The organism is Leifsonia williamsii, from assembly GCF_030433685.1.
Classification (GTDB): domain Bacteria; phylum Actinomycetota; class Actinomycetes; order Actinomycetales; family Microbacteriaceae; genus Leifsonia; species Leifsonia williamsii.
The window spans coordinates 1,001,924-1,017,705 of record NZ_JAROCF010000001.1; the positions used below are offsets into that span (position 1 = coordinate 1,001,924).

The 15,782-nt window shown below is 70.1% G+C and carries 13 protein-coding genes; 2 read left to right on the forward strand and 11 right to left on the reverse strand.

Translation table 11 applies throughout. From position 1 onward, the window contains the following. Positions 1-131: 131 nt before the first annotated feature. The 11 genes from P5G50_RS04745 to P5G50_RS04795 all read right to left on the reverse strand — a co-directional run bounded on the left by P5G50_RS04745 (position 132) and on the right by P5G50_RS04795 (position 13,633). Positions 132-2,024, reverse strand: a complete 1,893-nt coding sequence (locus P5G50_RS04745; protein WP_301210153.1) for an amidase family protein — start codon at positions 2,022-2,024, stop codon at positions 132-134. 32 nt (positions 2,025-2,056) lie between these two features. Further along, positions 2,057-2,818, reverse strand: coding sequence for a cohesin domain-containing protein (locus P5G50_RS04750; RefSeq protein ID WP_301210155.1), 762 nt, complete (start codon positions 2,816-2,818; stop codon positions 2,057-2,059). Positions 2,819-3,081: 263 nt separating this feature from the next. After that, positions 3,082-3,834 (reverse strand): hypothetical protein, encoded by a 753-nt coding sequence (locus P5G50_RS04755; protein WP_301210157.1) that lies wholly within the window; start codon positions 3,832-3,834, stop codon positions 3,082-3,084. Further along, entirely contained in the window at positions 3,810-4,496 is a 687-nt protein-coding gene (locus P5G50_RS04760; RefSeq protein ID WP_301210158.1) for a hypothetical protein, read from the reverse strand. The genes P5G50_RS04755 and P5G50_RS04760 overlap by 25 nt, the downstream gene beginning before the upstream one ends. Positions 4,497-4,601: 105 nt before the next feature. Next, positions 4,602-5,624: a LacI family DNA-binding transcriptional regulator gene (locus tag P5G50_RS04765; protein WP_301210159.1), complete on the reverse strand. Its 1,023-nt coding sequence runs from the start codon at positions 5,622-5,624 to the stop codon at positions 4,602-4,604. Positions 5,625-5,648: 24 nt separating this feature from the next. Continuing rightward, positions 5,649-7,106: a GH1 family beta-glucosidase gene (locus tag P5G50_RS04770; protein ID WP_301210161.1), complete on the reverse strand. Its 1,458-nt coding sequence runs from the start codon at positions 7,104-7,106 to the stop codon at positions 5,649-5,651. 2 nt (positions 7,107-7,108) lie between these two features. Next, positions 7,109-7,987: a carbohydrate ABC transporter permease gene (locus tag P5G50_RS04775; protein ID WP_301210162.1), complete on the reverse strand. Its 879-nt coding sequence runs from the start codon at positions 7,985-7,987 to the stop codon at positions 7,109-7,111. Then, entirely contained in the window at positions 7,984-9,117 is a 1,134-nt protein-coding gene (locus P5G50_RS04780) for a carbohydrate ABC transporter permease (RefSeq protein WP_301210164.1), read from the reverse strand. Before P5G50_RS04780 ends, P5G50_RS04775 begins: the two co-directional genes overlap by 4 nt. Before the next feature lie 66 nt (positions 9,118-9,183). Further along, the gene (locus tag P5G50_RS04785) at positions 9,184-10,509 is read right to left on the reverse strand and encodes an ABC transporter substrate-binding protein (protein ID WP_301210166.1); all 1,326 of its coding nucleotides are present in this window, start codon (positions 10,507-10,509) and stop codon (positions 9,184-9,186) included. 174 nt (positions 10,510-10,683) lie between these two features. Continuing rightward, positions 10,684-11,493, reverse strand: a complete 810-nt coding sequence (locus P5G50_RS04790) for a phosphatase PAP2 family protein (RefSeq protein ID WP_301210168.1) — start codon at positions 11,491-11,493, stop codon at positions 10,684-10,686. 154 nt (positions 11,494-11,647) lie between these two features. After that, entirely contained in the window at positions 11,648-13,633 is a 1,986-nt protein-coding gene (locus P5G50_RS04795) for an MDR family MFS transporter (RefSeq protein ID WP_301210170.1), read from the reverse strand. A 315-nt stretch (positions 13,634-13,948) separates the two neighbouring features. Between P5G50_RS04795 and P5G50_RS04800 the strand changes: the two genes are divergently transcribed. After that, positions 13,949-14,842: an amidase domain-containing protein gene (locus P5G50_RS04800; RefSeq protein WP_301210171.1), complete on the forward strand. Its 894-nt coding sequence runs from the start codon at positions 13,949-13,951 to the stop codon at positions 14,840-14,842. Positions 14,843-14,936: 94 nt separating this feature from the next. Continuing rightward, positions 14,937-15,776: a M15 family metallopeptidase gene (locus P5G50_RS04805; protein WP_301210172.1), complete on the forward strand. Its 840-nt coding sequence runs from the start codon at positions 14,937-14,939 to the stop codon at positions 15,774-15,776. Positions 15,777-15,782 lie beyond the last annotated feature (6 nt).

The following is a 15,782-nucleotide window of genomic DNA, read 5'->3' on the forward strand; positions in this document are numbered from 1 at the left end:
CCTTCACGTCAACCGGAGGGTGCCTGACCAGTGTGACCCCTTTCGGGGGTCACGGCGAGAGCGCCGAGAGGATTGCCAGGCCGGCGTTCGTGTGTCGAACGCCGGCCTGGCGGTGCGGAGGAGCCGGGAGGCTACTTCAGCGGTCCGTACAGCGGTGCGGTCGCGCGGGCGTGGGTCGCCTGCTCGAAGGCGTACGCCAGGCCGATGATGCCGCTCTCGTCGTAGTCGCGCCCGAGGAACTCGAGGTTGACGTTGGCGCCGACGATCGGGTTGGTGCCGTCGGAGGCGAGGGCCTGGCCCATCGGGACCGTGATCGCCGGCATCCCCGTGTTGGGGCTGAGGCGCATGTTGGTGCCGATGGTGCTGTACGGCGAGCCGCTCGGGTACACCAGCGAGTCCAGCGTGTTGTCATTCATCAGCTGCGTCACCGTCGCGTTGCCGGTGGCGATCGCCGTGGTGTGCGTGCCGGTCGGGCCCGCCCACGCCTGGTACTGGGCGTCGGTCACGTTGTTGCGCGAGGTGTAGATGCTGTTGCGCGAGGTGACGTTGCGGCCGCTCGCGAGGATGTCGGTGATCGACCGGGCGCCGACCTCCGGTGCGAGGTGGTTCTGGACGTAGATGTTCAGGTCGTGCTTGAACTCGTTCGTGCTGCCGCTGCCCTCGTTGAGGGTGGCCGTGAACGCGGCAGGCACGCTCGTGATCTCGACCACCGTCGCGCCCTGCGCCTCCAGCGTCGCCTTGGCGTTCGCCCACAGCCGGGTGACGGTGGCGTTGCTGCCGAGCATGGAGGTGACGATGCCGATCCGCGTGCCCTTCAGTGCGGTGGGGTCGAGCGCCGCGGTGTAGGAGGTGGGGACGTGACCCGTCTGCTCCGCGGTGATCGGGTCGGCCGCGTCCACGCCGGTGACCGCGTCGAGGGCGACGGCCGCGTCGGTGACGCTGCGGGCGATCGGGCCGCCGGTGTCCTGGCTGAGCGCGAGCGGGATGATGCCGTCGCGACTGGCCAGGCCGACCGTCGGGCGGATGCCGACGAGGGAGTTGTACGTCGACGGGACGCGGATGGAGCCTCCCGTGTCCGTCCCGAACCCGATCCCGGCCAGGTTCGCCGCGATGGCCGCGCCCGTGCCGCCGCTGGAGCCACCGGCCGTCTTGGTGGTGTTGAGCGGGCTGGCGACGAGGAGGGTCTTGCCCGGGTCCTGGAACGACGAGAACTCCGAGACGAACCCGTACGCGAACTCGTCCAAGCTGGCCTTGGCGAGGATGACGGCTCCGGCCGAGCGGAGGCCCTTCACCATCGCCGCGTCGTCGCTGGTCTGGTTGCCGTCCCAGCAGCCGCAGCCGCCGGTGGTCGGCATGTCGGCGGTGTCGTAGTTGTCCTTGACCGCGATCGGGACGCCGAGCAGCATGCTCGTCATGCCCTTCTCGGCGCGCGTGGCGTCGGCCTTCGCGGCGATCGTGAGCGCCTGCTTGTTGGTCGAGATGATCGAGTTGAGCGCGCGGCCGCCGGCCGCCGGGTCGACCACGGCACGGTCGAGGGCGGAGATGCGGTCGAGGTACTCCTGCGTGATCTTCACCGACGTGGTGACGCCGGCGTTCATGGCGGCCTGCATGTCGAGGGCGGAAGCCTCCACCAGCTGGAAGGGGCCGTCGTCGTAGATCATGCGCTGCGAGAGGCCGACGACGTCCTTGACGGTGATGACGCCGTCCGCGTCGGTGTCGGCCGCGGCGACCGAGGACCAGCCGGCGGAGGCGGTGGTGTCTCCGAGGTGGTCGGTCAGCACGTCGAGGTCGGCCCTCGTCACCTGCTCGTCGCCGGTGAGGTCGAGGGCCGTGTAGTACGGCGCGAGGAACGCGCCGGACGGGGCCGCGGCTGCGGCGGCGGCCGACGGAGCAGCGGACGCCGGTGCGACGACGGCGCCGGTGGCGACGAGGGCGGCCAGCGCTGCGGCGGCCCCGGTCACGGTCGTGGCGCGGCGGGCGGCGGTGCGGCGGGAGGCGGTGCGGCGGGAGGCGGTGCTGGGCATGGCGGTGGCGCTCCTCGGGTTCGGTCGGCGGGTCATCGGGCTTCTCCCTCGCGGCGGCGGAACGTGATCAGGGCGGCGAGGGTGCCCAGGGCGACGAGCACGCCCGCAGCGATCACGTACAGCGTGAGGTCGGAGCCGGTGGAGGCGAGGTCGTCCTGCGACGCGGTCACCGGGTCGCCGGTCCCTGCGGGGTCGGTCCCGCCGCCGTCACCGGATCCGCCGGGCGCCGGGGCGCCGGCCGTCGGGGTGGGCGTGGGCGTGGGCGCCGGAGGCGTCGGAGGCGTCGCCGCTGGCGTGACGCTCACGGCGGGGCTGGTCGCCGCGTCCGCGAGCGGGGTCACGGCCGAGGCCGGGTCGACCAGCGACAGCGACCGGACGGCGAACGCCGTCGAGCCCGCCGCCTTCGCGGAGAACGTCAGCGTGAACGCGATGTCGCCGGAGAGGGAGGGGGAGGTGCCGAGCCGCGTGTAGACCAGGTCGACGGTGTCGGTGCCGGTCTCGACGGCGTCGTAGCCGCCCGCGGTCACGACCGCGCTGCCGTCGACGTAACCCGCGACGGTCGGGTCGAAGGCGAGCACGGACTCGTAGCCGAAGACGTCGGCGGCGCCCGCCAGCGTCACGGTGACGTCGAACTCGTCGCCGGCGGTGACGGTCGCCGGGGCAGAGACCGTGACGCGGGCGACGGCGGGAGCCGCGAAGGCCGGAGCCGCGGCTCCGGCAGCGAGTCCTGCGCCGGCGAGCGCCGCCGCCGTGAGCGCGAGGAGGCGCACGAGGCGCCGGGGGGTGTGATGCATCGGATGGTGCCTTCCTCTGGAGCGGGCGAAGGGGGTCGCCGATGCGTCCGCCGTCAGCGGGAGGAAGAGAGACTCGAGGCGCCGGGGGAGCACGACCTGCGAACGGTCCAGTGCCGGGCCCGGGGGAGCGCCGGCGGCTGAGAAGCGGCTCCATCGACATGACCGACGTTAGGGAATCGCTGTTTCGCGCAACGGCCGATCATGTTTCTGAGGCGTTACACAGATGCGCGCAGGTGGAGTGGCAAATCGGCGGTATGCCGTTTCTAGCGCACGTCCATAGCGGTCATCACCAGTTCCAGGTTCATCCGGCCTTGCGCCCGTGCTGCCGCGTCGAGGTTCACCCACGGTGCTGCGGTCTCGTCGGCGATGTGGTCGCGAATGGTGCGCAGCCGTGCCCGATCGTTCTTCGAGGACCGGGAGTAGTCCAGCTCGGAGGCGTCCGTGATCGATGCAAGGAGCGTCGCAGCGTCGTCGAGGTGCCGGCCGGGGTTGCGCTGGTCGATGAGGTACGCTGCACCTTTGGCGACGAGCGCGCCGATCTCATCGGGGACACCGACTGTGACGTTCGCGCCGGAGTTGAAGCTCAGCTGGTACTCGTCACGACGGTCGATCGCCTGCTGGCCGGCGGGTACGATCAGCGCTGGCTTCCTCTGGAGGCGGATGTTGATCCGGCTCGGGAGGTGGTCGGGGACCATCGCGTCGATCTTCCGGCCGTCCGTGTGGACGAATCGGTAGGCGAACTGTTCGTCGTCTTTCAGCTGGAACCCGAGCTTGCCGACCGCCACTGCGAAGTCGGTGAGGCCGCCGCGGTGCACCATCGCGTTGACGAGGAAGTCCGCGTCGTCGGTGGACCGCGGCATGGTCAGACCGCCGCGGGTCGCGTGGAGGTAGACCATGAGTCCGCCGACAATGGTGAGCTCCCTGGTATCCATCACTTCGGACAGGGCGATGACGGTTTTCCATGCGGCGAGCTGGTCGTCGTCGCCGAGGTTCAGCTGGTGCGTGAGAGCAGCCATGCGCCCTTCATCTCCTCGAGGGCGTCGAGGCCGGCGCTGCGCTCTCGCGTGTCCGTGGACAGGGCGAGGTCGGCGGCGACGACGGCGGGCAGCGGCTCCGTGTACCCGTCGCCGGGTGCGGTGTTCTCGTACAACACGTCGGCTCCGGTCGGATCCTCGACCATGAAGTGGGTGCGGGCGTACTCGGCGACGGTGGTGCCGGCGGGAACGTACCCGGCGACCCTGCGGGTGTCGGCGAGGAGGTCGCTGCCGATGAGGTCGGAGGCGGCCCGGCCGGTGGGGATGAGGTCCGCCTGAGCTTTCACAGCGTTCGCGGCACGGAATCGATGCGCTGTCGTTCTGGCTGCGACGGACAGTGCGAGGTCGGCGGCGTTGCTCAGCCGTATTTTCGTCCGGGCCCTGGCGAACGTGGATCGAGACAGCAAGTTCGCGGCCCTCACGCCGGAGAGCTCGTAGAGGATGGCCCAGGCGGTCACCTGGTCGAGGTTCCTGCCCGAGGCCTTCCGACGGTGTTGCCAGCGGATGACGGAGTCGTTGTCGGCGAGCCAGTCGCCGGAGCTGAGCTTGCGACCGGTGATGGCGCCGTCCTCGAGCAGCATGCGGACGCGACGGTCGCTGACGCCGAGACGGTGGGCGATCTCGGCGACGGTCGCCTCTGCCATGCGCATAATCCTTCCGGCGTCGGAACCATTACGAGCTATTGTCGCACAATACTTCCGGAGTCGGAAGGATTCTGCGACATCTCTCCGCGCCGCCGCCGCCCCCGCCTACGAGCTCTGCCGGACCACCAGCTCCGTCGGCAGCAGCGTCACGCGCTCGACCGGCTCGCCGGCCAGGCGGCGCACGAGCACGCGGGCCATGGCCTCGCCGAGCCCGATCGATGGCTGGTGCACGGTGGTCATGGGGGGCGTCGCCGTGAGACCGAAGGTGTCGTCGTCGAAGCCGACCACGGCGATGTCGCCCGGGATGCTGAGCCCCGCCTCGTGGATGACCGAGTACGCTCCCGCCGCCATCTGGTCGTTCCCGGCGAACAGGCCGTCGATCGGGCGGCCGCGCGCGAGCAGCCGGCGCATGGCCTCCATCCCGGAGCGGGGGGAGAAGTCGCCGTACTCCACCAGGGTGGCGTCGATCCCGTGCTCGTCGAGCGTGCGCTTCCAGCCGGTGTAGCGGTCGAGGCCGGCCGGCATGTCCTGCGGGCCGGTGATCAGTGCGAGGTTGCGGCGACCGCGTTCGATCAGGTGGGCCGCGGCCCCGGCCGAGCCGGCGATGTTGTCCACGTCGACGAAGTACGAGTCCGCCGCGGCGTCGCTGACCGGTCGGCCGCCGAACACGATCGGCAGGCTCGCGCCGAGCTGCTGGTACGAGTGGTCGCCCGAGTGGTGCGAGACGACGAGCGCCCCGTCGACGTTGCCGCCCATGAGGTAGCGCCGGGTCTTGTCGGGGTTCGTCTCCGACGAGATGACCATGTTGAGCGTGTACTCGGTGTCGGCGAGGCTCAGGGCGACGCCCTGGACGATGGAGGCGAAGAACGGGTCGGCGAAGACCTTGGCCGTCGACTCGGGCACCACCAGCGCGATCACCTGCGTGCGGCGCGACGCGAGCGAGCGGGCCGCCCGGTTGGGCACGTAGTTGAGGTCGGCGATGGCCCGGGTCACGGCGGCGACGACCTCCGCCGTGACCTTGGGAGAGCCGTTGACCACACGCGAGACCGTGGCGCGCGAGACGCCCGCCCGAGCCGCCACGGCCTCCAGGGTCGGGACGGGGCGGCTCTCGGTCTGCTCGGTGGTCATGCGGCCCCCTTTCGTGCGTCCATGCTAGACGGGCGCCGGTGCGGAGCGGTCGGACTCGGTGGTGCGCGCCGCGGCGATCAGGCGGGCGTAGGCCGCGCCGGAGTCCTTGACCGTGCGCCGCTGGCTCTCGTAGTCCACGTGCACGATGCCGAACCGCTTCGCGTACCCCCACGCCCACTCGAAGTTGTCGAGCAGCGACCAGACGAAGTATCCGCGCACGTCGGCGCCCTGTGAGATCGCCTCCTGCACCGCGGCGACGTGCTCCCGCAGGTACGCCTCGCGCTCGATGTCGCGGATGCGGCCGTCGTCGTCCACGACGTCGTCGTAGGCCGAACCGTTCTCGGTGATGTAGAGCGGAGGGAGGCTCGGGTACTCGCGAGAGAGCCGCACCAGCAGGTCGCGCAGCCCGTCGGGGTTCACCTCCCAGCCCATCGCCGTGGTCGGCCGGCCGCGCGACGGGAAGGTGACGAACTCGCTGCCGGGGAAGGGAGACGCCTTCGGCCGGTCGGTCGGCTGCAGCCCGGCGGGCGCGTCGGCCGGCAGCGGGTGCCCGCTGACGTTGTCGTCGTGATAGTGGTTCACGCCGAGGAAGTCGATCGGTTGCGCGATCACCTCGAGGTCGCCATCGTGCACGAACTCCTCGAAGCGGTGCTCGCGCACGTCCTCCAGCACGTCGTCCGGGTAGGCGCCGAGCAGCAGCGGCTCGAGGAACATGCGGTTCCACAGCCCGTCGATGCGCCGCGCGGCGTCGAGGTCCACCGGGTCGGCCGGATCGTTCGGGACGGCCGTGGTGAGGTTCAGCGTGATGCCCAGGCGCAGCGGCGAGCCGGCCGGGCCGCGCGCGCCGCCCGAGGCCTCCCGCAGCGCACGCACCGCGAGCCCGTGCGCGAGGTGCTGGTGGTGCAGGGCGGCGAGTCCCGCGCGCGCCTCGGTGCGGCCCGGCGCGTGCTCGCCGCCGGCGTAGCCGATGAGGGAGGAGCACAGCGGCTCGTTGAAGGTCGTCCAGTGCGTGACCCGGTCGCCGAGGGCGTCGTGGACGGCCAGGGCGTAGTCGCGGAACCGGTACGCGGTGTCGCGGTTCGTCCAGCCTCCCCGCTCCTCCAGCGCCTGCGGCAGATCCCAGTGGTACAGGGTCAGCCAGGGCAGGATGCCGGCGCCGAGCAGTTCGTCGACCAGGCGGCTGTAGAAGTCGAGTCCCGCCCGGTTGACCGCGCGGTCGCCCGGCTTGACGCGCGCCCACGAGGTCGAGAAGCGGTACGACTGGAGGCCGAGGTCGCGCATCAGGGCGACGTCCTGCGGCATCCGGTGGTAGTGGTCGACGGCCGTCTCGGGGGTGTCCCCGCCGGCGATCGCGTTCGGGACGCGGGCGAAGGCGTCCCAGATCGAGTCCTCCTTGCCGTCCTCGTGCGCGGCGCCCTCGATCTGTGCGGCCGCAGTGGCCGACCCCCACAGGAAGCCGGCGGGCCAGCGGTCGTTCGTCATTCTCAACCTTTCACCGCGCCCGCCATGATGCCGGAGACCAGCTGCCGGCCGGCGAGCACGAAGAGGATCAGCAGGGGGATGGTGGCGAGCACCGCGCCGGCGAGCACGATCGAGTAGTCGACGTACTTGGCCGACTGCAGCTGGCTCAGCGCCACCTGCAGGGTCGGGTTCTGCGGAGCCACGAGCAGCGGCCACAGGTAGTCGGTCCACGCCGTCATGAAGGTGAACAGGCCGAGGATCGCCATCGCCGGGCGGGCGGCGGGGACGCCGACGTGCCAGAAGGTGCGGATCATGTTGGCGCCGTCGACGCGCGCGGCCTCGATCAGCTCCTCGGGGATGACGTCGACCAGGTACTGCCGCATGAAGAACACGCCGAAGGCGGTCACCAGGGTCGGCACGATGACCGCGCCGAGCGTGCCCGTCCAGCCGAACTGCTTCATCACCATGAACAACGGGATGATGCCCAGCTGCGTCGGCACCGCGAGCGTCGCGATGACGAAGACCATCAGGCCCTCGCGGCCGCGGAAGCGCAGCTTGGCGAACGCGTACCCGGCGAGGGTCGAGAACGCGACGACCGAGAGGGTGATCACGCTGGCGACGATGATCGAGTTGCCCAGCGCGAGCCAGAACGGGACGGTGCCGAGCACTTCGCCGACATTCGTCCAGAACTGTCCGCCCGGCAGCAGCGGCGGCCAGGTGGAGGTCAGCACGGTGCTGTTGCTCGAGCCGGCGACGAACGACCACCACAGCGGGTAGGCGCCGCCGATGAAGACCGCGAGCAGGAGGCCGTAGGTCAGGAAGCCGGGACGGCGGTCGATCCCGAGCGCCTTGCGCTTGGGGGCGCGGGTCGCCGCGGCGCGGGTGGAGGTGGTGGCGGTCATCGGATCTGCTCCTCGCTGGAGGCGGCCAGGATGCGGGCGCCCTCGGCGGTCTGCGCTTCGGGCTGGGCCTCGGGCTGCGGTTCGGATGCGGAGGCGGCGCGGCTGCGGGCGAGCCGCTTGGCGGTGCGCCGGCGGTGGACGCGCGCCTCGGTGGAGGCGATGCGCCGCGAGATCAGGAAGTTGAGGACGCCGAAGAGCACGATCAGCAGGAACAGCATCCACGCGATCGCCGACGCCTTGCCGAAGTTCTGCCGGTTGAACGCCATGTCCCACAGGTAGAGCACCGTGGTCTGGTACTGCCGCTGCGGGCCTCCCGGCACCGCGCTCGACGGGTTGAACAGCTTCGGCTCCGTGAAGATCTGGAGGCCGCCGATGGTCGCCGTGATGATCACGAAGATCATGGTCGGGCGGATGCTCGGCAGCGTGATCGAGAAGAACCGGCGGAACGAGCCGGCGCCGTCGAGCGCGGCGGACTCGTGGATGTCGCGCGGGACCGCCTGCATGGCGGCCAGCAGGATCAGGGCGTTGTAACCGGTCCAGCGCCAGTTGACCATGGTCGCGATGGCGACGTGCGACGGGAAGGTCTGCGTCTTCCACATCACGGGGTCGAGCCCGATCGCCTGCAGCAGGTTGTTGATCAGGCCGTACTTCTCGTCGAAGGCGCTGGAGAAGATGAGCGTCACGGCGACCGGGGTGACGACGTAGGGGAGCAGCACGCTCATGCGCCAGAAGGTCTTTGCCCGCAGGTTCTGGTCGAGGATCGCCGCGATGAACACGGCAGCGATCAGCTGCGGGATGGCCGACAGCAGGAAGATGCTGACGGTGTTGAACAGCGAGTTCCAGAAGAAGGGGTCCTGCAGCTCGGCGACGTAGTTGCCGAGGCCGACCCACTCGCCGGGGCCGGTCAGGAGGTTCCACTTGTTGAGCGACACGACGAACGTGTAGATCAGCGGGAAGAGCCCGACCAGTCCGAACAGGATGAAGAACGGGGCGACGTAGAAGTACGGGGACGCCTTCACGTCCAAGCGGCTGAGGCGCTGCTTGAAGGTGAGCGCCCGGCTGGCCTGCCGGTCGTTCCGGGCGGCATCGGGAGCGGCGGCGGCGGCGTCCCTGGTGGCGGTGGTGGTCATGGCGGTTCTCCCGTGGTGCGGGCCCCCGCCGCGTGTCGGCAGCGGGGGCCCGGGTATGGATGCGGGTTACTTGTTGACGACCAGCTGGTCGAGCAGCTTCATGGCGTTGTTCCACGCCTGGTCGCCGTCCGCCTTGCCGGAGTCGAGCTCCTGGACCGACGGGCCGAACACCTGGGACTGGATGACGGAGTCGTCCGGGCCCTTGTACTGGGCGACGACGCCCTTCGCGCGGAGCCCAAGGATCTGGCCGATGGGCGCGTTGTTGAAGAACTTCGTCAGATCGCTCTCACCGGTGACGCCGGCGTCGGTCTGGGCCTCGGTGACCGACGGGAAGGTGCCGGCGGCCTGGAAGGTCTCGACCTGCGACTTCGCGGTGGTCAGCCACGCGGCGAGCTCGGCCGCCTCCTTCGGGTGCTTCGACTGCTTCGGCACGGTCAGGAACGAGCCGCCCCAGTTGGCGGCGCCGCCCGGGAACACGTTGGCGAAGTCCCAGCCGGTGGCCGCGTCTCCGCCGCCCGCCTCGACCTGGCCCTTCACCACGCCGAGCATCCAGCCCGGGCAGACGAAGGTCGCGAACGAGCCGTCGGTGAACGCCTTGCCCTTGCCCCAGTCCCACTGGGTCTGGTTGGAGGTCAGGCCCGCCTTGGCGCCGGCGGCCAGCTTGCTCCACAGCGCCTTGAGGTCGGCGTTGTCCTCGATGTTGAGCTTGCCGTCCTTGGTGTAGTAGCCCTCCTCCTGCTGGTTCACCATGGCGTTCCAGATGAAGCCGGACTGGTCGTACCAGGGCTTGCCGGTGGCGGCGTGGTACTGCTCGCCGACCTTGAAGAAGTCGTCCCAGGTGGCGTTCTCGCCGCCGAACAGCTTGGCGACCTCTTCGCGGTCGCTCGGCAGGCCGGCCGCGGCGAAGAGCTTGCCGTTGTAGCAGAGGCCCTCGGGTCCGATGTCGGTGCCGTAGCCGATGATCCGGCCGTCCTTGTCGGTGGCCTGCTTCAGCTTCCAGTCGACCCAGCGGTCCTTGATCTTGTCGGCGCCGTAGTCCTTCAGGTCGTTGAACTGGTCGCTGACCTGCATGACCTTGCTGAGCCAGCCCTCCTCGACCGCCTGGACGTCGGGGAGGCCGCTGCCGGCGGCCTGCTTCGTCTGCCAGTCGGTGAGCGCGTTGTCGCCCGTGTCGATGTTGGTGGCCTTGATCTTGACGTTGGGGTGCTCCTTCTCGTACTGCGAGTAGAGCTTGTCGAAGCCCATCGTGCCGAACGTCGTGACGGTCAGCGTGATCGGGTCCGAGCTGCTTCCGCCGCCGTTGCCGTTCGAGGAACAGCCGGAGGCGAGAAGGGCGATGGCGGCCGCGCCGGCGATGGCTGCGGCAGCCGTGGTGCGTCGTGAAAGCTTCACGGGTCACTCCCTTGTGCGTGTGTCGTGCTTGGGTCCGGTGAGTGCGTGGGAGCGCTCTCATACGGCAAGCTGTGAGAGCGCTCTCACGCGTCGAGCACGACTGTAAAACGGTCAGGGCGTCCGTGTCAAGAACAAAATGATCGCGCTCTCATTGCCGAGTTTCCGCGGATCGGGTCAGTGGGAGGCTCGGGGGCTCACGAAGGTCTGTCTGTGCTGGCGCGGGCCGGTCTGCGGAGCGGGGACCGGCCCGAACGCGCTCAGGACGCGCAGCCTCCGCAGCACCGGCATCCCGATCGCGTTCCAGAGGCCGGCGGCGCCCAGGCAGGCGCTGGCGGCCAGGACCGCGCCGGCCAGCACGTCGCTCGGATAGTGCGCTCCCGCGTAGAGGCGGGAGGCACCCACGATCAGCACGACGAGGGCGCCGACGCCGATCACGGCGGTGCGACGTCGCCTCGCGAGCACGGCGCAGCCGATGACGAGGGCGGTCGCGACGGCGGTGTGGCCGCTCGGGAAGCTGTCGTCGCGGAGGTGCGAGGCGATCGCCTCGTCCATCGTGGCCGCGTAGGGGCGCGGGCGGGAGAACAGGAGTGTCAGCGGCTGGACCGCCACCCAGCCCGCGCCGGTCACCAGGGCGAATGCGATGGCATTGACCGGCGCCCGGCGCACGAACAACTGGGCGGCGACGACGCCGAGGAGGAGCAGCGTCGCGACGGGCGGGGAGAAGGCGAACGCGATCGCGAGGGCCGCCGCGTCGAGCGTGGGGCTGTGCACTGCGTCGAGGCCGGACACGACGCCGGCCTCCCACTCCGTGATGCCTGGTGCGAGCGTGACGGCAGCGCCCATGAGGAGCACGAGCAGGATGCCGTTGGCGGCGAGGGGGATCCAGGCCGCGGGCAGGGGCAGCTGGGCCAGGCGGGTGCGGTCGGCCGTTCGGTCACGGTCGATGCGGCGGGTGCGATCGGGTACGCGGGTGCGGTCCGGCACGGGTCCTCCGGAGGTGGGATCGGTGGCCGCGGCGGGTGACGGCGGCGTACCCAATGTAGCATCCGGAATATCAGAACCGTACAGTCGGCGTACAGGAACGATGGAGGCCGCCGCCCCGGACGGGACGGCGGCCTCCATGTGACGCTCGGGCGGCCTAGTCGGTCGCGGGACGCGGGCGCTGAGCCCGGGTCGACGCGGTGTCCGCCCCCGGCTCGATGAGGGCGCCGAAGTCGTCCGCGGCCCGGCGGGCGATGATGCCGGTGTCGAGCTCGGCGTCATCGTCGTCTGCGGCGGACGCCAGGACCGACGCGGCGGTGACGCGCTCACGCTCCCCCTGCGCCTGGGCCTCCGCACGGTCGTCGGCCGCCTCCTGCAGCGCGGACTTCGCCCGCAGCGGCGGCGCCTTGAAGAACAGCGTCAGGATGAACGCGAGGAGCACGACGATCAGCGCGACCCAGTAGACCGTCACTGCCGACGCGTTGAAGCCCTCGAGGAACGGCTTGGTGAGCCGCGGATCGGCACCGTTCAGGAACGAGGTGTCGTTGAGGCTCGAGTCGCCGGCGGCCGTGGCCGAGTCGGCGCCCGTGGTCGGGTTCGCCTCGATCCGCGCGACCGTGGTCTCCACGACCTGGGAGCGCACGGCCTCGTTCGAGAGATCCGTGCCCGGGGGGAGCTGCGCCTTGATCGGGTCGACGAACTTGTTGTACGCGAGCTTCATGATCTGCGCGTTCTCGGGGGCCTCGGCCACGCTCGGCGTGAGCGCCGCGTCGAGCGCGCTCGTCAGCGTCTCCTGCTTGGTCAGCGAGTTCGCCAGGTTCGACGGGAAGACCGTGAACAGCAGGGAGAGCAGCACGGCGGTGCCGAGCGTTCCACCGATCTGGCGGAAGAACGTGGAGGCGCTGGTGGCGACGCCCATGTCCCGCAGGCCGACGGAGTTCTGGCTGGCGATCGTGAGGGTCTGCATCAGCTGGCCGAGGCCCAGGCCGATCAGCAGCATGGCGCCCGCGATGAACCAGTACGAGCTGTCGTACTTGAGGAAGGTCAGGTAGAAGAACCCGCCGGAGAGCAGCGCCGTACCGATGATCGGGAACTGGCGGTAGCGGCCGGTGCGCGCGATGATCTGGCCGCTCGCGATGGAGGAGATCATCAGGCCGAGGATCATCGGGAGGAGCTGGAGCCCGCTCTCGGTCGGCGTCGATCCGAGCACGAGCTGCAGGTACAGCGGGAGGGTCAGCATGGCGCCGAACATCCCGAAGCCCACGAACACGCCGATGATGGTCGCCATCGAGAAGGTCGCCGACCGGAAGAGCTTGAGCGGGATCAACGCGTCGTCCTTCATCGCCATCTCGATGAAGATGAAGGCGATGATGCCGACGCCGCCGATGATGTAGCAGGCGTAGGCGCCGACGCTGTCCCAGCCCCACTCGCGGCCCTGCTCGGCGATCAGGAGCAGCGGCGCGAGCGCGACGATCACCGCTGTGGCACCCCACCAGTCGATCCGGACCGACCCGGGCGTGTGCTTGGGCAGGTGCAGGAAGCGCAGCACCATGAACAGCGCGCCGATGCCGATCGGCACGTTGATCAGGAACACCCAGCGCCAACCGGTGATCCACAGGATCTGGTCCGCGCCCGCGAACAGTCCGCCGACGAGCGGGCCGACCAGGCTCGAGATGCCGAACACGGCGAGGAAGTAGCCCTGGTACTTGGCGCGCTCGCGCGGGGCGAGCATGTCGCCCATGATGGCGAGCGGCATGGACATCAGGCCGCCGGCGCCGAGACCCTGGATGGCGCGGAACACGGCCAGCTCGATCATCGACGTGGAGAAGACCGCCAGCGTCGAGCCGATCACGAAGATCACGATCGCGATGATGAACAGCGGCCGCCGGCCGAAGATGTCGGAGAGCTTGCCGTAGATCGGCGTCGAGATGGTGGAGACGATGAGGTAGCCGGTCGTGACCCACGCCTGCTGGCTCAGGCCGTGGAGGTCGTCGCCGATGGTGCGGATCGCGGTGCCGACGACGGTCTGGTCGAGGGCGGAGAGGAACATGCCGGCCATGAGCCCGAAGATCACGAAGAGGATCTGCCGGTGCGTCATGATCGGCTGGGGCGCGGCGTTCGCCGAGGGGTTTGCGGTGGACATCGAACTCCGGGTCGAGAGGGCGGGGACGCCCGGGTGCTCGGGCGTCACACCGGTGTGAGGGTCGCGAAAAGATATTTTGCGGAGAGTGCAAAGTTACACCCGGTGCGAGTCTTGCAGCAACGGCTTCATGAGCCCCTGGTGGGCGGTTCGCCACGGGCGAACGGGGGCGCGGACGCCCGCCTGGATGTGCGTTCTTCGCACGCGATTCCGCGGAAGCGTCGGGTGTCGCGCCCCCCGTCCAGGTGTCGCAAAGGTGGGAGGAGTACCGTGGCCGACACCCGATTCCTGCACCCTCCGAATCGACCCAAAAGGCATATGAGTTCTCTCACACGTACCCGTTCCCGCGTCCTCGCCGCAGCCTCCGTCAGTGCTGCCGCCGCGCTTCTCTTCACCGGATGCGCGGGGGAGCCGTCGCCGGTCACCAAGGCCGTCGCGGCCGCGCAGTCCACTCCCGAGTCCACCGCCGTCGCCGCCATCGAGCCCGCGACCGGCAGCGTCTCCGGCGGAACCGTGACGATCACGGGCACCAACCTGCAGAAGGTCGGCAGCATCCAGATCGGCTCCCAGCCCGCCACCGTGACCCAGGCCACCGCGGACAAGGTCGTGGCGGTCGTCCCCGCGGCGCAGAGCTTCCAGGCAGGCGCCGTGCCGATCACCGTCACCGACAAGGACGGCACCGCGGTGCCGACGAACGGCAAGACGTACGAGTACACGGTGCAGTCCGACGTCGACAAGCAGCTCGCGTACGCCATGACGTACTGGAAGAACTACAACAGCTCCGAGTGGGGCGACCTCAACCCCGTCGGCGGAGACTGCGCCAACTTCGTCAGCCAGACCCTGCTCGCGCGCGGCTGGCAGATGAACGACGACTGGTACAACCACGACGCCGCCGCCGACTGGAGTCCGGCGTGGGGCTACGTGCCGTCGATGGACGCCTACTTCCGGGCCAACGCGGCGCAGCTCGGGCTGACCGAGTACTCGTTCGACCAGCGCGACAAGATCAAGGTCGGCGACATCGTCATGTTCGACTGGAACGACAACGACTCGCTCGACCACGTGCAGATCGTGTCCGCGGTCGAGAACGTGGGCGGCCAGATCAAGATCAAGATGGTCGGCCACAACGAGGACAGCGATTACCGCGACCTCGACGAGGCGATCACCGTCGACCACCCGGGCGGCATCGGCCACTTCTGGAGCCTCTCGAAGTAGGGGCACGCAGCGGCGTCGGGAGGGTCGCGCCTCCCGATAAGCTCGTGCCGTGATCTCGGGGGAGGCCCGTCGGCGGGCGAAGCGTTCGACGTCCGTGCCGGCGGCAGCCCTGCTGCTCCTGCTCGGCGCCGTGCTGAGCGGCTGCAGCGCGGGCGCGTCTGCGGCGGGGCACGAGCCGTGGCCGGGGGAGCCGCAGCGCGCGGCCGCGTCTGCCACGCCGTCGGCGACCCCCACTCCCCGCCGCACGCCGCCGCCGACCGCCACCGCGACCCCGCGCCCGACGCCGACCGTCCCGGCGACGCCGACCCCGGCCGGGCCTCCCGCGTTCGACAAGACCGCCCACTCCGTCGACGATGCGGCGAGCCCGTGGGTCGTCGTGAACAAGTCGCGCGCCCTCTCGCCCCTCGACTTCGCGCCGGGCGACCTCGTCTACCCCGACGTGACGTACGTGAACCGCCAGCCGATGCGGCAGGGCGTGGCCACCGCGCTGGTCGCGATGTTCCAGGCGGGGAAGCGGGAGGCCGGACTCGACTTCTCCGTGCAGAGCGCCTACCGCTCGTTCGACTCGCAGACGCGCGTCTACGACGAGGACGTCGCGCAGCACGGCCAGGTGTACGCCGACACCGACACCGCGCGACCCGGGCACAGCGAGCACCAGACCGGGCTCGCCGTCGACATCAGCGCCGTGCCGGCGCGCTGCTCGCTCGACGCCTGCTTCGGGCAGACGCCGCAGGGGGAATGGCTGGCCGCCAACGCCTGGCGCTTCGGCTTCCTGCTGCGCTACCCGGCCGACAAGGTCGCGGTGACCGGCTTCACCTTCGAGCCGTGGCATTTCCGGTTCGTCGGGGAGGCGCTGGCCGCCGAGCTGCACCGGACGGGTGTGACGACGCTCGAGGAGTTCTTCTCCGTGCCCGGAGGGACCGAGTACCGGTAGTCGCCT